22 protein-coding genes are annotated in these 20,243 nt (G+C 59.8%); 1 reads left to right on the forward strand and 21 read right to left on the reverse strand.

What is annotated here, in order from left to right; translation table 11 throughout:
* Window position 1 precedes the first annotated feature (1 nt).
* The 20 genes from ACN0X0_RS02330 to ACN0X0_RS02425 form a co-directional block, all read right to left on the reverse strand.
* On the reverse strand, window positions 2-838 hold the full coding sequence (locus ACN0X0_RS02330; protein ID WP_417277845.1) for a hypothetical protein: 837 nt from the start codon (window positions 836-838) through the stop codon (window positions 2-4).
* A gap of 13 nt (window positions 839-851) precedes the next feature.
* Window positions 852-1,673, reverse strand: coding sequence for a serine O-acetyltransferase (gene cysE / locus ACN0X0_RS02335; RefSeq protein WP_417277846.1), 822 nt, complete (start codon window positions 1,671-1,673; stop codon window positions 852-854).
* A 129-nt stretch (window positions 1,674-1,802) separates the two neighbouring features.
* The gene (locus tag ACN0X0_RS02340; protein WP_417277847.1) at window positions 1,803-2,519 is read right to left on the reverse strand and encodes a DUF2793 domain-containing protein; all 717 of its coding nucleotides are present in this window, start codon (window positions 2,517-2,519) and stop codon (window positions 1,803-1,805) included.
* Complete coding sequence (locus tag ACN0X0_RS02345; protein WP_417277848.1) at window positions 2,512-6,495, reverse strand: baseplate multidomain protein megatron; 3,984 nt, start codon at window positions 6,493-6,495, stop codon at window positions 2,512-2,514. Before ACN0X0_RS02345 ends, ACN0X0_RS02340 begins: the two co-directional genes overlap by 8 nt.
* Before the next feature lie 3 nt (window positions 6,496-6,498).
* Window positions 6,499-6,954 carry an NlpC/P60 family protein gene (locus tag ACN0X0_RS02350; RefSeq protein WP_417277849.1) on the reverse strand — a complete coding sequence of 152 codons (456 nt, stop codon included), beginning with the start codon at window positions 6,952-6,954 and terminating at the stop codon, window positions 6,499-6,501.
* On the reverse strand, window positions 6,951-7,862 hold the full coding sequence (locus ACN0X0_RS02355) for a DUF2163 domain-containing protein (protein ID WP_417277850.1): 912 nt from the start codon (window positions 7,860-7,862) through the stop codon (window positions 6,951-6,953). The genes ACN0X0_RS02350 and ACN0X0_RS02355 overlap by 4 nt, the downstream gene beginning before the upstream one ends.
* Window positions 7,862-8,494 (reverse strand): TIGR02217 family protein, encoded by a 633-nt coding sequence (locus tag ACN0X0_RS02360; RefSeq protein ID WP_417277851.1) that lies wholly within the window; start codon window positions 8,492-8,494, stop codon window positions 7,862-7,864. The genes ACN0X0_RS02355 and ACN0X0_RS02360 overlap by 1 nt, the downstream gene beginning before the upstream one ends.
* A 51-nt stretch (window positions 8,495-8,545) precedes the next feature.
* Window positions 8,546-9,229: a phage tail tape measure protein gene (locus ACN0X0_RS02365; protein WP_417277852.1), complete on the reverse strand. Its 684-nt coding sequence runs from the start codon at window positions 9,227-9,229 to the stop codon at window positions 8,546-8,548.
* 4 nt (window positions 9,230-9,233) lie between these two features.
* On the reverse strand, window positions 9,234-9,452 hold the full coding sequence (locus ACN0X0_RS02370) for a rcc01693 family protein (protein WP_394707350.1): 219 nt from the start codon (window positions 9,450-9,452) through the stop codon (window positions 9,234-9,236).
* A 22-nt stretch (window positions 9,453-9,474) separates the two neighbouring features.
* Complete coding sequence (locus tag ACN0X0_RS02375; protein ID WP_321363086.1) at window positions 9,475-9,789, reverse strand: gene transfer agent family protein; 315 nt, start codon at window positions 9,787-9,789, stop codon at window positions 9,475-9,477.
* 3 nt (window positions 9,790-9,792) lie between these two features.
* Window positions 9,793-10,206, reverse strand: coding sequence for a phage major tail protein, TP901-1 family (locus ACN0X0_RS02380; RefSeq protein WP_226550441.1), 414 nt, complete (start codon window positions 10,204-10,206; stop codon window positions 9,793-9,795).
* Window positions 10,207-10,229: 23 nt separating this feature from the next.
* Window positions 10,230-10,640, reverse strand: coding sequence for a DUF3168 domain-containing protein (locus ACN0X0_RS02385; RefSeq protein WP_417277853.1), 411 nt, complete (start codon window positions 10,638-10,640; stop codon window positions 10,230-10,232).
* Window positions 10,637-10,978 (reverse strand): head-tail adaptor protein, encoded by a 342-nt coding sequence (locus ACN0X0_RS02390; protein ID WP_417277854.1) that lies wholly within the window; start codon window positions 10,976-10,978, stop codon window positions 10,637-10,639. Before ACN0X0_RS02390 ends, ACN0X0_RS02385 begins: the two co-directional genes overlap by 4 nt.
* Complete coding sequence (locus tag ACN0X0_RS02395) at window positions 10,978-11,574, reverse strand: head-tail connector protein (protein WP_417277855.1); 597 nt, start codon at window positions 11,572-11,574, stop codon at window positions 10,978-10,980. Before ACN0X0_RS02395 ends, ACN0X0_RS02390 begins: the two co-directional genes overlap by 1 nt.
* Window positions 11,575-11,736: 162 nt before the next feature.
* Window positions 11,737-12,942 (reverse strand): phage major capsid protein, encoded by a 1,206-nt coding sequence (locus tag ACN0X0_RS02400; protein WP_417277856.1) that lies wholly within the window; start codon window positions 12,940-12,942, stop codon window positions 11,737-11,739.
* Between the two features lie 51 nt (window positions 12,943-12,993).
* Window positions 12,994-13,605 (reverse strand): HK97 family phage prohead protease, encoded by a 612-nt coding sequence (locus ACN0X0_RS02405; protein WP_417277857.1) that lies wholly within the window; start codon window positions 13,603-13,605, stop codon window positions 12,994-12,996.
* A gap of 1 nt (window position 13,606) precedes the next feature.
* Window positions 13,607-14,914 carry a phage portal protein gene (locus ACN0X0_RS02410; RefSeq protein WP_417277858.1) on the reverse strand — a complete coding sequence of 436 codons (1,308 nt, stop codon included), beginning with the start codon at window positions 14,912-14,914 and terminating at the stop codon, window positions 13,607-13,609.
* Window positions 14,915-15,568: 654 nt separating this feature from the next.
* Window positions 15,569-16,174, reverse strand: coding sequence for a super-infection exclusion protein B (locus ACN0X0_RS02415; RefSeq protein WP_417277859.1), 606 nt, complete (start codon window positions 16,172-16,174; stop codon window positions 15,569-15,571).
* A gap of 98 nt (window positions 16,175-16,272) precedes the next feature.
* Complete coding sequence (locus ACN0X0_RS02420) at window positions 16,273-17,529, reverse strand: DNA-packaging protein (RefSeq protein ID WP_417277860.1); 1,257 nt, start codon at window positions 17,527-17,529, stop codon at window positions 16,273-16,275.
* Between the two features lie 31 nt (window positions 17,530-17,560).
* Complete coding sequence (locus tag ACN0X0_RS02425; protein WP_417277861.1) at window positions 17,561-17,887, reverse strand: hypothetical protein; 327 nt, start codon at window positions 17,885-17,887, stop codon at window positions 17,561-17,563.
* Between the two features lie 295 nt (window positions 17,888-18,182).
* Here ACN0X0_RS02425 and ACN0X0_RS02430 point away from each other — a divergent pair, with 295 nt between their 5' ends.
* The gene (locus ACN0X0_RS02430) at window positions 18,183-18,956 is read left to right on the forward strand and encodes an ion transporter (RefSeq protein ID WP_417277862.1); all 774 of its coding nucleotides are present in this window, start codon (window positions 18,183-18,185) and stop codon (window positions 18,954-18,956) included.
* 36 nt (window positions 18,957-18,992) lie between these two features.
* Here the strand turns inward: ACN0X0_RS02430 and ACN0X0_RS02435 are convergent, their stop codons facing one another.
* On the reverse strand, window positions 18,993-20,183 hold the full coding sequence (locus ACN0X0_RS02435) for a hypothetical protein (protein WP_417277863.1): 1,191 nt from the start codon (window positions 20,181-20,183) through the stop codon (window positions 18,993-18,995).
* Window positions 20,184-20,243 lie beyond the last annotated feature (60 nt).

The following is a 20,243-nucleotide window of genomic DNA, read 5'->3' on the forward strand; positions in this document are numbered from 1 at the left end:
GTTAGAGGGATACGGCGGTCGGTTCAGACAGACCGAAGTCTTCCCGAATGGCAGAGAGCCGCGCGGGATCGATGATGTCGTTGTCTTCAATATAGAGCAGCTTATCGTTGCCCTTGCGGATCTGCATGTTGTCGCCGTGGTTGACCACGTAAAGCATCGAAGGAAATGGGATCGGGTCCAGCGGAAACCCAAGGCGGGCGGCGCGTTCGGCATATTTTCTGTGACCATTGCCGATCAGCCGCATGTAGGACGCCGGGAAAGCCTGTTTCCCCCAATCCACAGCGAAAAGGGCGCAAGAACCGCAATGTTCACACAGATCCTGCGTCCCACCAATATCGCGTCCGAAAAGGCCCAGACGCCCTGACGGCGCATCCAGCATATACCCCTGCTCGATCAGATAGCCGCGACCGTTGTTGTTCTCGACCACATAGCGGAAGAGATCGGGGTGCGGCAAATCATCAGCGTCGAGATGCAGGACATAGCTGAACCGATCAAAGGTCTCGCCAGCGTAGGCAGACATGAGGCGGACCTTCAGCCCTTGGTCCGAAACAGTCTCCGCAGCATGATGCGGCGGCGCGGAAATGAAATGATAGCCCTCTTGTTGCGGAAAATTGTCGGGCCGGTCTTGTGAGCACAACAGAACCTCATAGTTCTGATAGCTCTGCGCCCTCAAAGCATCGAGCGTATCTTCAAGAACCCGACAGACCGCCTCCCAGTCTTTTGCACGCGCTTTGCCAACCAAGGGAATCATCACCACGATGAGCGGAGCGGCGTCAGGTTTATGCGGTTTCGAGAAAAACTGGCGATAGCCGAACGAGAGAAGTGTTTTCAAATCCATAGTAAAGAAACTCTTAAGAGGCCTTTTCACCGCGCGCGCCGATGAGTTGGTTCATCGAGATGGACGGTTGGGAACAGCCGGCCTCGCCCACGACTTTGGCGGGAACCCCCGCAACTGTCGTGCAATGCGGCACATCATTGAGAACGACAGAACCCGCAGCAACGCGCGAGCAGTCGCCGATCTTGATATTGCCCAGCACCTTGGCGCCCGCGCCGATCAGGACACCGTCGCCAATTTTTGGGTGACGGTCTTCGTCCTCTTTGCCGGTGCCGCCAAGCGTCACGGAATGCAGGATCGACACATTATCGCCGATCACAGCCGTTTCGCCAAAGACCAAAGCATGGGCGTGATCGAGGAACAGCCCCTTGCCGATGCGGCACGCGGGATGGATGTCGACGGAGAATTGCTCGGACATGCGCATTTGGAAGAAATAGGCCAGATCACGGCGGCCTTCGCGCCAAAGCCAGTTGGAAACACGATGCGCCTGGATCGCCTGGAAGCCTTTGAAATAGAGCAAAGGCTGGATGTAGCGATGGCAGGCCGGGTCACGGTCGTAAACGGCGGCGATGTCGGCGCGCGCGGCCTCAGATAGCATCGGATCGGCGGCATAGGCGTCGTCAGCGATCTCGCGAATAAGTTGTTCGGACATCTCGGGAGAGGCGAGTTTCTGCGCGATCCGATAGGCCAGCGCATCCTCCAGCGTCTCATGATGCAGGATACAGGCATGGACCAACCCACCCAAGAGCGGCTCGGCCTCAACGGCTTGACGCGCCTCGGAGACAACCTGGCTCCAGACGGGATCGAGTTTTTTCAAGGTGGTACGAGTCTTGGCCATGCGCTTGTCCTCTTTTTTCAGAGCTTACTATAGATAGTTCCGAATTCAAAAGCGCAAGAGTGTGTACGTGCAAAAGCCCCCGCCAGTGTTGCACAGCGGGGGATGTGATCTGTCGTGATCGAGCGAGCGTTACTCGGCAGGCAGCGAGAATTGCACGCAATGGATGGCGAGGCGGATCACGCCGCCCGCATCGAAATCCCCGCCCTCGCCGGTGAGAATCAAATCCTCGGAGGCGTAATAGGTCAAAGGCGTGCCGGTGAGACCGCGCAGCCAGCTGCCTTGTGAGAGCGAAAGGCCTGAACCGTAGCGGTTCGAAGACCCCGCCACACCGAGCGAAAAGCCCGTAAGCCCGGTGCCGGTGATGTCGGAGAGGACCCGCCCGGTGACGCCATAGACGACGGATTGTCCAGGAAGCGCAAAGCTGGCCGCAGAGGTGGTCCCGGCGGTGATCGTGTGATCCACTTCGATGACACGCTGCACCATACCCGCACCGTTCGCGGAGAGGGTTTGAAGGCCCAAAACCCAATCCGCGCCGTCATATCCGGCCCAGCCGCTCTGATCCGCGACATAGGCGCGCATGCCCAAACTGGCGGGCACAAAAGCCCAGCCGCCGTTGACATAAAGCGCGATCCTCCCCGCCTGGCCGGACCATTCGTTGACCGGAGCGGCGCCCACGCCATAAGCATCGCCCTCTTGTGGCGTCAAAGGCGGGGTATTGTCGGTCACAGAGATCAGCGTGAGCTGCATCAGCCCGTCGATCCGGCTCAGCGCCTCATTCACGGTCACATGTTTCTGGGCCTGCGCGGCCTCGATCAGCGGCAGGGCAAAACGGGTTGTATCACTCATTGATCTCAATCCTTTTGAAGAGGCCCGCGCCGAAGCTTTCGGACATTTGGGCAACGTGGATTTCATAAGCGCCGGTCAGACCGTCGCTGGTTTTCTGGGAGGCCGTGTAGGTCCAGCTTGTGGAGCCGGTGGTGACTTCGCGCAGGATGGTGCCGTCCTTGATGACACGGACGAGGTAGAGCTCATAGCTTTCGCCCAGCGGCACCTCAAAGGATTGCCAACTGTCGCCGTCGATACGCGTGCGCCGCACCCAACTCACCGAAGTGTTCCCCGAACTCAACAGGTCCGCTTTGAGATGCGCGGGCGCATAGGGGCGCAAGCCGATGCCATCGAAGGCCTCGACATAATGGTTGAAGCTCGTGTCATCATAGGCCCGGTTCGACGGGCCTATGCGGTAATGGCGTGCAAGACCACGGGAGGATTGCGGCAGATCGAGCTGACGCAATGTCGTGTCGATCAGCACAAAGCGCGAGCCCGCAGGCCAGCTTTGCGTCATCTCGCCCGCGTCCAGACCATCCGTGCCGGCCTGCCCCCTGAGCCGCAACGAGATGTCATAGGTGTTCTCACCCACGATCTCGGCATTGGCGAATTGGAACACCTCCCAATTGGACGAGGTGCCATCGCCGATGGCTGCGACATTGGCGCCATTGAGCACATCAAGCGGGTCGACCGAGAACAGTTCTCCCCGCGTGAGTTTGACCCGCAGCACAGGCCCGCGGTCCCAGAGACCGGGTTTGGCCGCATCAAGTGCAGTCTGCGTGACCCCGATCGTGGCCCAGCTCGGAACCAGGGTGTTGAGCGTATAGCCACTGTCCGAGGTCGACGCATAGACCGCCGCAGAGCCTGGCCAGGGATTGGCCGTCACCGCGATATGCGGCGTGTAAGGCACCTCGTCTCCGGTGAGCAAAGGCAGATCGAGGAACAGCGGATAGACCGGCACAGGCGCAGAAAACGCCTTGGCCTCGATGATCTCTTCGACCATGTCGGAAGGCTCATAGACCTCCTGCTCGACCCGCACCGCTTCGATCTGTTGCTGTTGACCAAAGGTGGCGTGATCGACGCGGTAGCGCAACGTGCCCTCCTCGGTCTCAACGCTGATCACATCGCCCGCGCCATAGGACATGAGCGACGGCGGCAAAGAAAACCGTGCCGTATCCCGTGCGATCCGCGATTCAGAGAGCCAGCGCTCGACGATCTGGCGGCCTTCTGCCCGCGTCAAAGCCAAAGGCAGCTCGGATTGCGACACCAAACGGCTTTCCTCATCCGGGAAGATCGCCTCCTCGGACCGAGCCGCATAATCGCCGTCGGCATCGACAAAGGTCAGCTGCACGCGGCCAGCCACCTCAGCCTCAGGCGCACGGACGCGCTCGAACAGACCGTCAAGCTCATCGGAAACAGCAAAATCCGTATCCGCCAGCGTCAACTGCGACTTGCCATCCCGCGAGCGGAAGATCAGTTGGCCCTCGCGCTCAACCGCTTCGAAGCCATAGGCCAGCATCAAGGGTTGCAGCGCCGAACGCGCCCCCGCGATGTCGTTGACGTTATAGCCCCGGAGCACACCCCAAAGCTCAGAAGTCTCGATCTCTTCCACGCCGGAACGCGCACAGATTTCGGCCACCACATCGGCCAGAGACCGCGCAGTCGAGCGCCCGTTAAGCCAATGCCCCCTAGCGTAATTGTCGCCATCGGACCACACCGCCGTCACCGACGGAAACGCCGGATAGGGCCGCGCGTCCCAAGCCCAGACATGGGCACGGGTCATGTCGATCATCGGGCCGTCATAGACCTCGGAGGTCGGGTTATTCTCGCCCTCGCCCCAGTATCCGGTCATCGCCCGGATGTACTGAAGCTGGATGAAGTCATCCCGCCGCCCGTTGGAATAGGCCGGAAGCGCACTTTCCGAGGATTTCGCATCCAGAAACTTGTTCGGCTCATTGGTGCCTTTATCGATCGCGGCACAGCCCATTTCGGTGAACCAGACTGGTTTCGACTGCGGCACCCAGGCAGTGGGCGTCTCATTGCGCACGCCCCCGATCCGCTCATGGTGATCGTTCAGCCACCAATTGCGAATGTCCTTGTAGCGATAAACCCAATCTTCGCCATAGGCCCCATCGGTGATCGGCGTGCGGATTTGGGCCACGTCATGGTTTTCATGCGCGTAATACCAGTCATAGCCCTCACCGCCCTCGATATTGGCCTTGAGATAATCGAGATTGTAGATCGCGCCCCAATCGGCGTCGGCATGGTCATCACCGTCGCGCCAGTCAGACAGCGGCATGTAATTGTCGATGCCGATGAAGTCGATGTTGTCATCGGCCCAGAGCGCATCGAGGTTGTAATAGAGATTGCCATCGAACTGATAGCCGAAATACTCCGACCAGTCCGCCGCATAGCCGATCTTGCACTCTGGTCCGAGGATCGAGCGCACATCGGCGGCCAGCTGGATCAACTGATCCACCGCCGGAAAACCGGATGCCCCGCGAATACGGGTCAGAGAGCGCATTTCGGTCCCGATGCAGAAAGACTCGACGCCGCCAGCCAGCGCACAGAGATGCGCGTAATGCAGGATCATCCGGCGGAAGGAAAACTCCGCAGGGCCGGAGTAAGAGATCCCTTGACCGAGCGCCTCCGAGGGTCGCGCCAAAAAGTCAAAGAAGTCTCCCGTGAAGCCTCTTGTGATATCTTCAATGATGAAATCGCCGACCTGCGCGTTGCCAAAGAACGCCGCCACTTCGGCATCAGCCGCCGCCGTGCCATCCGTCGTGCCAGACACCCCTGGCGCCAAGGAACTCGTGATCCGCCCACGCCAAGGCAGCGCCGGTTGCCCGACATCGCCGGACCAAGGATCGACAAGCGTATTGTCCTCCATCTGATCCATCAAAATGAACGGGTAGAACATCACCTCTTGACCGGCGTCATGCAGTGCTTCGATGGCCTGCACCACGGATTGATCCGTCGGCGTGCCGCCATAAATCACACGATCATCTGCATCGCGCGGAATTTCCGCCGCTGCGCCACGCGTGATGCCTGACACGGACCAGGGCATGTCTTTGGCGTCGATCGTCCCCTGCTCGACCTTGGGCTGAACCTGACAGGTGCCACAGCGTAGATCGTCCCCGAACCACGACACCACCAGAGAGGTCGAACCGCAATTCGGCAACTCTTCGGACATCGCATCAAGCGACGTGGTGAAATCCGTATCCCCCGAAGCCGTATTCACATTCGATGCGATGGAGGCCCCAGTCGCGTCCTTGAGATACACAGGATCGGTCGCCAATGCATATTCGCCTGTGCCGGGGATCATCGCCACGGCGGGCACCAGATGTGTCAAATCGCTTTTCTCGCCAGACGCCTGGTCCGGGCGCATCACTTCAAAGGTGAATTGCGGCACCCGGTTGCCAAAGGCCGTCAGGTCGACATCTTCAAGCACGACATACGCAATCCCGCGATAGGCTGGCACAGTGCCTGCGCCTTCGACCGCCTCGATCTTGGCATCCGGAAGCTGATCTTCAGTGCCGTGATATACACGCATGCTCAGTGTGCTGACGTCGATCTCGCTGCCATCGGCCCAAACCCGGCCCACACGAGAAATCACACCCTCGCAAAGCGCCACCGCAAGAGAAACGGAATAGCTGTATTCCATCACTTGTGGACCCTTTGGTGCGCCTTTGCCGCCGCCGCCACTGGTTTTCTTATGCTCTTCAAATTCGGTCGCCCAGATCACCTGACCACCGACACGCATCCGTCCATAAACCTGCGCCACGGTCGAGCCTTCGGAGGCGCCCGTCAAACGGAAACGCTCCACACGCCCGGTCTCCACCGTCTGGCTGCCAACCCCCATCAGGCGCTGGTCGATGGCCCGCCCGATGGTGGCCCCGATGGCGCGGCCGATGACCACAGAGGACAAGCCGAACACGCCACCGCCAACAGAGGCGCCAACGGCCGCACCCGCAGCTGAAAGTACAATCGTTGCCATGAGTTACCTCCCTGAAAGGTTCGTGGACGGAAAGGCAAAACAGCCCACAATCCGCCGTTTCCACGGTGCGCTAAGCGCATTTTCGATCACCCCATGCCCGCTATAGGCATGGATGAATGTCGGCACCGCGCCGCTCTCGCCCACGATGCCGAGATGTTTGGCCACGGCGCCTTTGCGCATGCGAAACACCAACACATCGCCGGACGCCATCTCAGCCAGTGGTTTTTCGATCAGATGCGCGCGCGCCGCCCGCAGCAAACGCTCGTCCTGCTGTGGCTCGCTCCAATCCGGCGTGTAGGGCGGGATAAGCTCCGGCTCCTGACCGTAGACCTCGCGCCAGATGCCGCGCAGCAGGCCAAGACAATCTGTCCCCGCCCCCTTGCAAGACGCCTGATGCAGATAAGGCGTGCCGATCCAAGCCCGCGCGCGAGCCGCAATATTGAAATCATCCGCACTCATTGAAACAGTCCCGCAATCCCGCCGCTTTTCAGGCTACCACCATCATTTTCGCCGCTTCGAACCGGATAAGAGGCTAGCCAATCTTCGCCCGGAATATGCGGAAAACCCCGAAAATTCAGAAAGTTGTCGAATTTCAACCGACAGGTTTCCGCGCGTTTGTCACAGCCCGCCTCGATACGGATCAGATCGCCCACCGCAATCGCAGCGCGCAAATCTTCCCAAAGCTCGATCTTGCGACCCGTGGCCGACAAACGGTCATTCTTCACCAGCCCGACAAGACCCTGCGCCGCGCCTGACAGAACGGTCAGACGCCCGCGCTCAAACCAGCGATCATCGAATTCCGCCAGCTCGGCAAAACTAAAAATCTTACCCTTCTCAATGGCTTCGACCGCGATCTCGGTGTAAAACCCCGGCTGCAAAGTGTTGAACGCACAGCCCTCTCCCCCCAGAATGGCCGAACAGCTCGACTGGTAGATTTTGCCCTGCGGCTGGTTCAACTCTTCGGTCAGGCCACGAAGTTCAGCGCGAAAACCGCCAGACACACGCGTGATCTCGCCAAAGGTGCCTTTGAACAGCAAAACGCGCTGGCGCACATCCGCCCAGTTCACAAGCCAGGACCGCACAGCAGCCCTGTCAAAACGCCCGGCCCGAATATCCTCTTCCTTGACCGCCGCCGCACTCAAGGCGCCCAGCGCCTCGGTGTTATCGACCGACAGCCCGGTGGATTGCTCAAGCGCATTGGCCGTCAGCCCCGTGTCCGCCTTGAAGGTCAGCCCCTCAAAGTTCAAATCGTTGTCGTGATCCGTGAACCCATACGTCGTGCCGTCCTTGCGCACCAAAGCCCAGGCCCGGCAGAGCGTCGTCGTGCCACTCAAAAGATGGGTTTGAAGTTCGTCAGAGATTGCCATCAGACCCGCACCTCCACGACCGGCACGTTCGGCACTTCGCCCGCCTGAAACGAGGCGACCGAAGTCGAAATGCTGTCGGTGTCAAACCGCACCGGCACGTCGAATTCGAACCCTGCGGTGATGGCCGCGCCCTCGCCCGGCGGCGTGCCAAAACTGACCAGCCCGGTGAGCGTATCCACCTCCCAATCGATGGCCTCAAAAGCCTCCTGTCCGCCGACCCCAAGTTTCACCGTGCTGAACACAGGCTTCTTGATCGGACGCACATAGGTGGTCTCGCCGGAGGTGTAATTTTTATTGAGCTGAAACACCGTGGTCTCGCCATCGCCATAGGCGATCAGCTGGTCCTCAAAGCCAATCGCGGCTGAGGCCTTGCAGGTCTTGTAATCCGACCAGTCCTTCCAGCGAAAGCCATAGAGCTGGCCCTTGCGCGCCTCGAAAAAGGCGATCATCAGCTCGATGTCATCCAGAGAGCGCATCCCCATCCCCGCATCATAGCGGCGACGCGAGTGGGCCCAGGGTGTGTTGCGTTCTTCGAACCCGTTGGCCAGCGTCACCACATCGGTGCGCCGCTCAGGCCCCCCGACCGAGCCAAAGCTCAGGTTCGCCGGAAATCTCACTTCATGAAAACCCATCGTCTACCCTCCGGATGGCGGTCTCGGGGCCATTTTGCCCCGGACACAGCATTACTGATTGCGCGAGCCACGGCCCAAGGCACGGCTCAACTGGGCCGCCACCTGGCTCTGACTGCGTTGGAAGCCCTGCACATCGGGCGTCGTGATGTTCATCGTGATGTTGACAGGACGCGCGGCTCCGCCCTGCGCCTGAACACCGAGCTTGCCGTTGGCACCACGCGTGAGTGGCATGATCGCTTCGGCCCCCGCTTCGCCCATAAGCCCCGTGCCACCGCGCATCGGGAAAAAGGTCGGACTGGAGACCACGCCACCATTGGCAAAGGGCATCACCCGGCCCTGCGCAAAGGCGCCACCTTTCTCGAACGGCAAAAAGCCTTGGATCACGCCCTCAAGCCCGTTGCCCAGAACCGAGCCAATATGGCTCGTCACTGGCGCCAGCGCCGCATTATAAGCCGCGTTGAGCATCGACTCACCCAAACCCCGAAGCGCATCCGCCAGCGTGTCGCCGTCGAACACCAACCCGTCGATGGCCTTCTTCAGCCCCCGAGAAATACCGGTTTCCAGACGCGACACCTCGCGCTGGGTCTCCGCCACCGTGGCCTGCAAACGCACCATCTCCTGATTGAACGCCGCCGCCATGGCCTCCGCGCCGCCGATGGCGCTTTCCATCTGCTCGACCTTGTCTTCAAACGTGTCGAGCCCGTTGATATCCGTGCCGTTGATCTCGTCAGCCATCGTCTTACCCTTGTGTTACGCCTGAACTCGCGTCCGGATAGGCCTTGCTCAGCTCATCGAGCCGCGCGCGTCCCATCGGCGCCGAACCGCTTCCCGCCCCGGTCAGGATCAGGAATTCCGCCGGCGTCAGCGCCCAGAATTCATGGGGTTTCAGCCCCAATCCCTTCATCCCGATCCGCATGAGCGCGGGCCAGTCAAAGCCCTCTGTCGTCATCATTCCCATGCGGCACCTCTCATCCCGGTCCTCATCCCGGCACCGTGAAGGCACGCGAAATCAGTTCCGCCCCGACGCGAGCCGCCTCAAGAGGTCCGCCCGCAATCTCTGCCGTCAGGATGTCGTCATAGCCGCCCTTCCAGCCGCCGCCTCTGAGACCCGCCACGACAATGCGCAGCACATCTGCGGAGGAAAACTTGCCGCCCTCGAAACGCTCAACCAGCGCGACAAGCGTGTCCGTCTCCAGACCGGCCTCAAGTTCGGCCAGCGCCCCAAGCGTCAGCTTGAGCACGTGGCGCTCGCCATTCATCGTGAGCGCCACCTCGCCTTGGAAGGGGTTCGCCATAGCTTATGCCGCCACGAAGCTGAGCGCACCGGCGGACGCCATCGACAGCTCGTACGTGGCCTCGCCATTGTAGGAGCCCGCATAGTCGATCGAGGTCAGCATGAAAGCGCCTTGGACGGTGCCGAAATCCGGGATGATCACCTGGAAATCCAACACTTCGCCGTCAAAGAAAATCTGACGCGCACGCTCGTCCGTGGCCGCATCTTTGAAGACGCCGGAGCCAGAAATGGTCGCGCTTTTCACGCCCGCCCCACCCAAAAGCTCGCGCCAGCCGCCGGAGCTTTCCAGCGAGGTCACATCGACGCTTTCCGCGTTGAAGGAGATCCGCGTGGCGCGCAGCCCCGCGATGGTTTCGAATGTGCCGGACCCGGTCATGTCCAGCTTGATCAAGAGGTCTTTGCCGTTTTGGGCAGCCATGTCATTTACTCCGTCTTGAGAAATCAGTTGTCTTCGACGCGCGCGCGGAACTTCATATCGATCCTGCGCACATCGCTGTCCTGAACGCGCCGGGCCTTGGCCGACACGAAATAGAGCCCGACGAGCCTGCCGCGGCTGAGCGCCAGATCGGCATCCACCAGCACGTCGGAAATGGCCGTGGCCACCTGTTTGGCCGTCAGGAACCCCGCCGTGTCCGACACCACCGATATGGTGAAATCGTGACGTGCCCCTGCGCCCGTCTTGTCGGACGCATCCGAGACATCCTCCGGCCCGAGGCTCACGTAGAGCGAGGGCAAGGTCCCCGTGGGTGCCGCGTCGTAAATCGCCGTGCCCACAAGCCCGGCCAGCGTCGCGTCCGCGACCAAGGCCTGATAAATCGCCGTCTGAAGCGCAGCGGCTACCCCATAGCTCATGACGCCACCTCCTCACGCGCGGTGCAGGTCAGGTAGTGACCCAGCGCATCGGTTTCGGTCACGGCGAGGATCACGAAAATCCGTCCGCCTTCGACAAAACGTTGATCCGGTTTCGGACGCCGCTTCGATCCCACCGGGGCGCCGCGCACGATGATCTTCATCGCCACACGCGACACGGTCAGAAAGTCCTCCGAGGTCTCCGAACCGGTCCCCGTCTGGATCGCCGCCCAAAGCGTGCCGAGCTGCGTCCATGTTTCGACATAGCCACCTGCGCCGTCAGAGACCCTCACGGCCTCCTCCAGCACAAGCTTGCGATTGAGATGAACCACGGCTGCCATCAGTTCCGCCCTCCGAAGAGACGCAGGTTGCGGTAGCGCTCCAACAGCGTGCTGACACCGAAAGGCATTGTCGCCTCGCCCACCGCCGTCTCGTGACGGTGCTCGTAATAATGAGCGGCCAAAAGAAACACCGCTTGCGCCAGATCTGCGGGCAATCCGCCCCAGACATCCGCCATCCCTGCGGTAAAGGCAATCTTGGCCTGACCCGCGACCGGGATCTGCGGCAACACGAACCCCGTGGACACCAGACGCGGACGGTGCATATCCGGCTCCAGCATGTATTTCGCCGTGTCCACCGTGGTCTCAGCACCCAGACGGTCAACAATGATGAAACTGCCGATTGCCGTCACCGGGGCCACCGGGAAAACCTGCGCACTCAGATCGCGCCAAGCCGTCACGGTGTAAAGAAAATCGCGAGAGATCAGGACCTTGTTGGTCCGCGCTTCGACCGCTGCCATGGCAGCGCGCAAAAACGTCTCAAGAACCCCATCCTGAACCCCGTCGTCGTCAAACCCGGTGCCAAGTCTCATATGGTCCCTGAATTCAGCGACCGGCAGCGACGCCGTGGCCACCTGGGTCTGCTCCATCAACATCATGGTACAACTCCGTATCCGGGCCCCCTTGTTTCGTATGAACGGACGCGCGACCCCCCTTGCTGCTCGGACGGAGGGGGAGCTGCTAGACAACACGGGTGAATTGGACCGCGCATCCGCCGCCCCTGTCCGTTCCCGGACAAGGGCATAGTCAGTCAGGGTGTCTTAGGAGACGCCGAACTTCAGAAGTTTGATCGCTGCGAAGTCGGACACATCGCCACCCACGCGCTTGGTCGCATAGAAGAGAACATGCGGTTTCGCGGAGAACGGGTCGCGCAGGATGCGCACGTCCGGGCGTTCTGCGACGGTGTAACCTGCATGGAAGTCACCGAATGCGATGGCCGCCGCGTCAGACGCGATGTCCGGCATATCTTCGGCGATCAGAACCGGATAGCCCATCAAACGGGCCGGCTCGCCAGCGGCCAGACCATCGGACCAGAGGAAACGGCCATCCGCATCCTTGAGCTTGCGCACCTGACCTGCGGTTTTCGAGTTCATCACGAAGGTGCCGTTGGCGCGGTACTGCGCGCCCAGCGCGTAGACCAGTTCAACGATGGCATCCGCCGGGTTGGTGCCATCAAACGCACCGTCGGTGCCGGTCGCGACATAGCCCAGCGCGCCCCAGGCCCAGCTGTCGTTGGCCACTTGGGTGTGGTTCAGAATGCCGGTCGGCTTGTCGACACCGTCGCCATTGATAAAGGCGGAGGCTTCGGCAGAGACGAACTTGTCGGCGATACGGCCCGCCAGCCAGCCCTCGATGTCGAACGCGCTGTCGTCCAGCAGACGTTGCGAGGCTTTCGGCAGGGCGGAAAGCTCGTAGAGCGGGATCGAGATGCGGTCGATGGTCGGCGTCGCGGTCTCGGACAGGGTGCCGGTCTCGGTGGCCCAGCCGGAGCCAAGGTCGGTCGTATCGATCAGCACGTCGTAAGAGGTCGCTTCGACATTGACGACATTGGCGATCGAGCGGATCGAGGCGGTGGATTTCAGCACCGATTTGATCACGTCAGAGGTCTGCGGATCGACAAGGTAACCGCCATCGCCATTCACGGCGGTGGACATGGATTTGCCTTCCAGCGCAAGACCGCGCAGCGCATCGTCATCGCCATTGCGCACATAGGTGGTGAACGCCGATTTGTGGGACATATCCACCTCTTGTGTTGCGGACAGGGCCGGACGGCCATAAGTGTGAGATTTACGATCAAGCATAGTCAGTCGCTCTTCCTGCTTTTGAAGTTTCGATTTGATTTCGGTCTGAAAGTCGTTGAGATCACTCATAAAACCGGCCAGCGCGGTCTTCACCTCACGGGTCAGATTTGGGGCCAGATTTGGGGCCAGTCCCGACTGTCGGGCCACTCTTTCGGGTTTGCTCATCCAAACATTCCTTTGTCCTGATGTTGGGTTTCGCGGGTGAATGCGCTGGCCTCAGTCATCTCTGAAGCCACCTCCGGCCAGCAGCTTGCGAGCGCCGTTCAAAGCGTCCGCGAGATCACGCAGCATCGCCTCGGCCATGAGCGCATCCGCGCCCTTCGCCTCCGCATTCAGCCGCGCTTCCGGCAGCATCGGGAATGTGACCAAAGACACCTCCCAAAGCTCCAGCTCAGACAAAAGGCGCGTGCCTTTCGTATCCTTTTGGGCCTTCACCGTGCGGTAGCCGATCGACAGCCCGTCAATCGCCCCCGCTTCGATGAGTGCCACCGCCTCGCGACCCTTTTGCAGGTCGGTCAGCAAACGTCCTTTGACATAGAGACCGCGCGCGTCCTCGCGCACCTCGTCCCAGATCCCGATGGGCTGCGCCGGATCGTGCTGCCACAGCATCTTGACCGAACGCCCCTTGGCCTTCAGCGCCGCCAGGGACTTGGCATAAGCGCCTTTCATCACCATGTCGCCGCCGGTGTCGCGATGCCCGAAGAGCGAGGCGTAACCCTCAATCTTCACACCGTTTTCCGTGGTTTCCTTGACGGTCATATCCTCGCCCAGGCGGGCAAATTTGTGCTCAAGACCACGCTCCAGATCACTGTAGAACTCTTTCTGCATCTCAGTTCCCTTCCTCGGCATCCGCATCCTCTTCAGAAGTCTCTTCCTCAAAGGGAAATTCCGGCTCGTCCTCGATGATCTCCTCGACGATCTCTTCGGCGATCTCATCTTCGGGCACCTCTTCCTCCTCCATTTCGGGAGGGGTCAAAGGCGGCAGGCCAAGCATCATCCGCTTCTCGTCATCGGTGAGGAAATCCGCGCCCGCGATCCGGTTCCATTGCGCATCGCGCTCGCTCGACAGCGCCGGCACCTGATCGAGATCGGGCTTCAGCTCCAGCATCTCGCCGGTCATCTCAGAGAGCCAATGTCCAATCGCCGCTGTCACTTTTGACACCATCGGCAGCACCGTCAGGCGATAAAACGCCCGGTTCGCTTCCTGATAATTCGAGTAGGTCATGTCGCCCGGAATGCCCAAAAGCATCGGCGGCACGCCAAAGGCCAAGGCAATCTCACGCCCCGCCGCCTCTTTCGTCTTCTGGAACTCCATGTCGGAGGGGCTAAAGCCCATCGGCTTCCAATCCAGCCCCCCTTCGAGTAACATCGGCCGCCCCGCATTGCGCGCGCCCTGATGATGGCTCTCCATCTCGGACAGCAGGCGATCGTACTGATCCGCGCTCATCGAGGCCGCGCCATCCGCGCCCTTGTAGACAATCGCCCCCGAGGGCCGCGCCGCATTGTCCAGCAAGGATTTCGACCAGCGCGACGCCGCATTGTGCACGTCAATCGCCGTCGCTGCCGCCTGGATCGGGGACAAGCCGTAATGGTCGTCAGAGGGGTGAAACGCCTTGATGTGGCAAATCGGGGAATGGCCTTCGATCACGTCAAAGCGATGCTTGCGCCCGCCCACCGCATATTCATAGGCCACCGGCCAACCATCCGCGCCGGGCACCAGATTCATGCGATCCGAACGCAGCACATGAAGCTCATGAGGCGCCTGCCCCCAATCGCCCACGGCCTCGAGATAGCCGTTGCCGGACAAAAGGAACTGCGCATAAAGCGCTTCGAACAATTCCGCACGGCCCTGGGCCGAGTTCGGACGGGAAATCACTTTCAACAGCGGGTGATCGTCAAACCGCACCTCACGGTTTTGCAAGATCAGCGGCAGGGCAGACGCCGCCTCCGCGATCAGCTTGACCGCACGAAAGCCCACCGGGTTGCCGACAAAACCCACACGGGTCAGCGTGACCGTGTCGCGCGGGCTCCAGGCCACACGACCCGTCCCCGAGACCGCCGCCACGACCGGACCGGTCGCCGAGGCTTTCGTTTCGGGCATCTCGACATTGCCCCGCTTCAGAAAGTCAAACACCATATCCGTGTCTCTCCTCATCTTCCGGCCAGCCTCTCGGGCCGCCTGTCTCAAACTGCGTCTCAAACCGCATCTCAAATCCCGGGCCTCCGAGCGGGGGACCGGCGTCATCTTGCCCGCGTCCAGCCCGCACCCGCCCGGCGCCGCACCTTCGGCTGGCTTCTCAAGGAGACATCCGCGCCGTCGGTGAAAGCAGTTCTAAGGGAGAGGAAGTAAGAAGTTCTGAGCAGGCCGTTCGGTGGTCCACACCACACGCAACACCCATCAAGCCTTTGTTTTTATGAAAATTATAAGGGGATTTGAGATTCCTCTTGTCGCCAAGACGACAATCGCGTTCACTCGTTTCAACGATTTCAGAGAAAGAATTTAACAGCGATGCTTCTGCGCAAGTTCTGGCCGACATGGGTCATCCGTGCCATTGACCCACGGGACTTCTTCGTGACAGGGGCAGAAATGACACCCCGACACACCAAAACGATCCGGCAGGCTCCGCACTAAAAATCGCTTGAAGCTCGCTGACACAATCAATCTTGTACGAATACTATGGCTTACAGAAATACGGCCATATCACCTCTTCACTTACCTATTTTGTAAGTTTTCGGAACCTGAAGAGAATATTGTTAGTTGTATCGTTTCTCGAAAATATATTCGAAAAAGTTACCAACCACCGTTTCTCCAATGGAATGGGTCAGGCGCATTATCGGGGATTTCGATGCTATAGCTTTCCCTGTTTTCCAACAGGTAATCCCAAACGTCTTGCCGAACCATATATGGCCATTCCAATTCGCTATTGGTTCCACCAAGTTTCATGATTATTCCCTTTGAAACCAGAGGTGATAATTTCTTATGATCAAATTCAGCCGTAAATGCTTTACGACCAGAAGACACCAGATAAGCGAGAATTGCCTTTTCTTCGTCTGGTGCAGTTTCAACCGCTTGCACAAGTTTTTTTCGAATTTCTTTTCTGTGCTTGTGCCTCTGAAACTTCTTCCAAAATATCATTGGGAGGTAAACAATGTTTGCGACAAGAATACTGAAAGAAAAGACACCGATCACAACTGCGACTGTTAAGATCAGATCAGGAGTTGCATCTAGGTAAGGGAGCTGGAAATAATCACCAGCTACAATGATTGAGCAACCAACAAATGCTGCCAGAGCTGGAAACCACCCTGCTTGGAGAGCATCTACAAATTCTTTCAAACTAGGCATGAAGGCATCCAATAGCATAGGTAAAGCTTGCTCAAAATATAAAGAATATTTCATTCTTAAAAAGGCATAAGCTCCGCAAAACTCTGCGGAGCCTAAACATCAAATATATCTGTATGCGCCCAAAGGCGAGGTCTGATCTTATCTCTTGGAATTTACCCCAAAGTCCTGATCCGGGGCCGTCCGGGATTGGGCAGGATCATCAACTCATGCACCGCCCACACAAGCGCATCCAACCTGTCCGGTGATCCAGAGGCCTGAAACCCCTGCGCCGTCATCTTGATCATCTGATCCTCCAGATCGCCAAGCCCGCGCGTGTGTACCACCCGTCCTTGATCGTAGAGCGCCGCCACCGGCTCCGCCCGCGCCGCCTTGCCGCGTGTCGCGCGCACAGATTTATAAGGCACCAGCGGGTCGATCTGTCGGATCACGGTCTCCACCAAATCACCGCCTTGGTTCACCTCCGCCACGATCTTATCCGCGTCCCAGGTCGTCAGCGCGTTGATCGCCGCCTCGGCCCAAACAGTGGGCGAAGAGGCCGACACAGTCGCGTCCTCCAACACATAAGCGCACCAGTCTTTCGGATCGCCCTTGGTCACCGCGCCAACGACAACAATCCCGCATTCGTCCGAGCCCTTGTGCCCCGTCACCGGCGGGTCCACAGCCACGACGATGCGATCCAGCTCCGGCACCTCTTGTACCCGCGAGGCCTCAATCCGTGTCAGAGACCACAGCGCGCCCTCTTCCTCATCCAAAAGCACACCGTCCAACTCCTGCCGCCCCAGACGCGTGCCGGCGTAGCGCGTCTTCACCTCTTCGAGGAACGACGCCGCCAGATTGGCCGCGTTCGCCTCGGTCGGCGCGTGGGTCATCACGGTGGAACTGCGCTCCAACAAAGATTTCAAAATCGCCACATTGCGCGGCGTGGTCGTCACCACCGCACGCGGATCATCCCCAAGCCGAAGCCCAAATTGCAGCATATCCCAGGCCTCCTGCGGCTTGCGCCACTTCGCCAGCTCATCGACCCAGGCCGCGTCGAATTGCGGCCCCCTCAGAGCCTCAGGATCATTACCGGAAAACACGGTGGCCTCCGCGCCGTTGGGCCAAATCAGCGTCCGCCGCGTCGCCACCCATGTCGGGCGTCTATCGGGCGGCGAACAGGCCAGAATGCCACTGTCGCCAAACACCATCACCTCGCGCGCCTGATCATAGGTCTCGCCGATCAAAGCCACACGTTTCGCGCGGCCTCTTTGCGTCGCCCGGCTGCCCTCGACCATCGACCGCACCCATTCGGAGCCTGCCCGCGTCTTGCCCGCGCCGCGCCCGCCCATGATCACCCATGTGCGCCAATCGCCCTCTGGCGGCAGTTGATGATCCAGCGCCCAAGCCTCGAATAGGTAAGGGAGCGCCATAAGCGCCCCCTCTCCAATCGAGTCCAGAAACTCACGCTGTGTCTCTGGTGGCTCTGAGGCGAGCCAGCCGATCAAGGATCTCAGATTTGGCGGCGTCGAAGTCGATCTCTCCGCCGCCGAGCTCTCCGCTTTTGCGTTTGTGCTCATCGAGACGTTTCCTTTCGTCGAATGAGGTGTTCAGCGCCTTGTTGAGATCCGCCATATATTTGGCGATGTCTTTCGCCGCCTCCGGATCTCCGGCCTCTACCCCGATGATGGCCTCGTTGACGGCCCCGATCGCCCGGAGCACGCTCTGGTCGGCAATCTTCACCAGATTGTCCAACCCGTGTTCATCCCCCACAGATGAAGTCACTTTCATTGTCTTCGCCTCTCATGCTTGAGTGTTCTCCGCACGAGAAACGCGAGGTTTTTCGGTGCCCCTCAGCACTTTGATGACCCGTCCAGGACCCCCTCAGGTCCCTTTCGCCTCATCCCCCACGCTTTCCAGCCAGACCACCCTGCGGCAAAACCCGTAAAATTGGTTAAAGCCTGCGTGCGCGAAGACGGTGTCACGGTCCGTTAACCTTTTTGCCACCAAAGGCGCTCAACTCTTCACACTTGAAATCACGGTGAATTTTGCGCATCACCAAAGAGAAAAGGGATAAGGAACCGCTATGGCCAGCGCCTTTCACGCCAAGCTCCACGCGCTCTACGAGGGCAACTCCGACCGCGCGCATGTCTTTCGCTACGCGCTTCTCGCCTTCGACCTGATCACGATCCTCTTTGTTATCGTCACCTCCTTCTTCCCGCACCCGCTCTGGATCGAGATCACCGATCTGGTGTTCGGCTTTCTGATCCTTCTCGACTTCTCCGCGCGGGTCTACGTCTCGGACCGCAAGCTCCATTACCTCACCCGGCCCGCGACCATCGCCGATGTCATCGCCATGGTCTCCTTTCTGGCGCCGCTCGCGGGCGAGGGTCTCGGCTTCCTGCGCATCCTGCGCACGCTCAGGCTCTTACACACCTATCAGCTGATGAACCGGCTCCGGCAGGACTTCAAACTCTTCCGCAAACACGAAGAGGTCATCGTCGCTGCGATCAACCTTTTGGTCTTTATCTTCGTCACCACCGGGCTGATCTACGCGTTGGAACACGGCCACAACGAGCACATCCGCAACTACGCGGATGCGCTCTATTTCACCGTGACAACACTCACCACCACCGGTTTCGGCGACATCACCCTGCCCGGCACCACCGGCCGGCTGGTCTCCATCGCGGTGATGTTCTTTGGTGTCACACTGTTCCTGCGCCTCGCCCAAGTGCTCTTTCGCCCCACCAAAGTGCGGTACGAATGCGAAAGCTGCGGGCTCATGTTGCATGACGCCGATGCGACCCACTGCAAACATTGCGGGGCCGTGGTGCATATTCAAACCGAGGGCCTGCTGTAGCGCCTCCGGCGGGAGTATTTTTCCCACAAAGGAAACCTATTCGACGGCTGTACCGAACAGCGTCACCACGGCCGAGATTAGGGTCACAGCGACAAAAAAGGCGATATGCATGGCTGATTTGCCAGCACGGCGCGCCAGCACCACGGCAATGGCACCCTGCACCGTGTAATAGGCCGCAAAGGCCTTCGACGCCCATGAGATGATCTGGAACACGTCGAGGCCCCAAGTGATCAGGAGGCCCAAGGCGACCAGCCCGGCATAGCCGATCTTCACCGGCACGCGGTCCTTGGTCAGTTCCTCGACAAGCCCGCCCGCACCGGAAGTGTCCGCGACAGCCGCCGAGAATTGCGCAGCAAGGGCCGCGATCACCAGCATCATCGGCAGCACGGGGGCGACAATCCGCATCATGTCGATGATCGCTGTTTCCGAGGTTTCGATCTGATCCGGGCGAAACACATAGGCCATGAGCAGCACGTAGATCATGTAGATCGCCGTCGAGACCCATTGCGCGATCCGCATCGAGCGGATGCGGGTCTTGGCGTCGTACTCTTCCCCCAGATAGCGCGAGGTTTCAAAGCCTTGCACCGTGACCACGAGGCCAAACAATAGGCTCAACGCAGGCCAGCCCGTCAGGCTCGCGTGCGTCACGATCAAGGCCTCTGCGCTGGCTTTATCTGCAAAAAACCACGCCAGTCCCATCAGGAGGCCGGCAATGATCGCCAGTTTCAGCCCGACAGAGACCTGTTCCATCCGTTCCAGCGCCGAAAACCCCTTGGTCCAGCCGGTGATCAGGATCACGCCAAACACCGCGCTGGTCACCAGACGTGCCGCAATCTCCGTGTCCCAAGGCGTGAGGCTGACGGCAAAGGCGCCCAGAAGGTTGAGATAATAAGCGACCGAAATCACATAGGCGAAGGACAACACCCAAGAGGCCAGACGCTCTAGCCGACCGCTCAGCGCGTCATGGCCGTGCGCTTCCAAAGCCGCGATGTTGAACCGCACCGCAGTCCCGATCGCATAGGCCAAGAGGCACAAAAACGCCATCGCCAGCGGTGTCCACGCCCCGTAAGCCTGCGCCAGAATGGGTCCCAAAACCAGAAAGCCCGACCCGATGATGGAGGCCAGCGGTGTCATCGTCGCCTTCCAAAGGCGCGCACCGGCCAGTCGCGGCCAGCTCAACACCCCCGCCATCAAAAGCGTCATCGCGATAATGGCAATGGTGTCCATCGTCTCGTCCTCAAAAAAAGAAAAAGGGCGCAGCCTCGCCGCGCCCTTTTCGTATCATAT

The sequence above is a fragment of the Celeribacter sp. genome, from assembly GCF_048270365.1.
Taxonomy (GTDB): Bacteria; Pseudomonadota; Alphaproteobacteria; order Rhodobacterales; family Rhodobacteraceae; genus Celeribacter.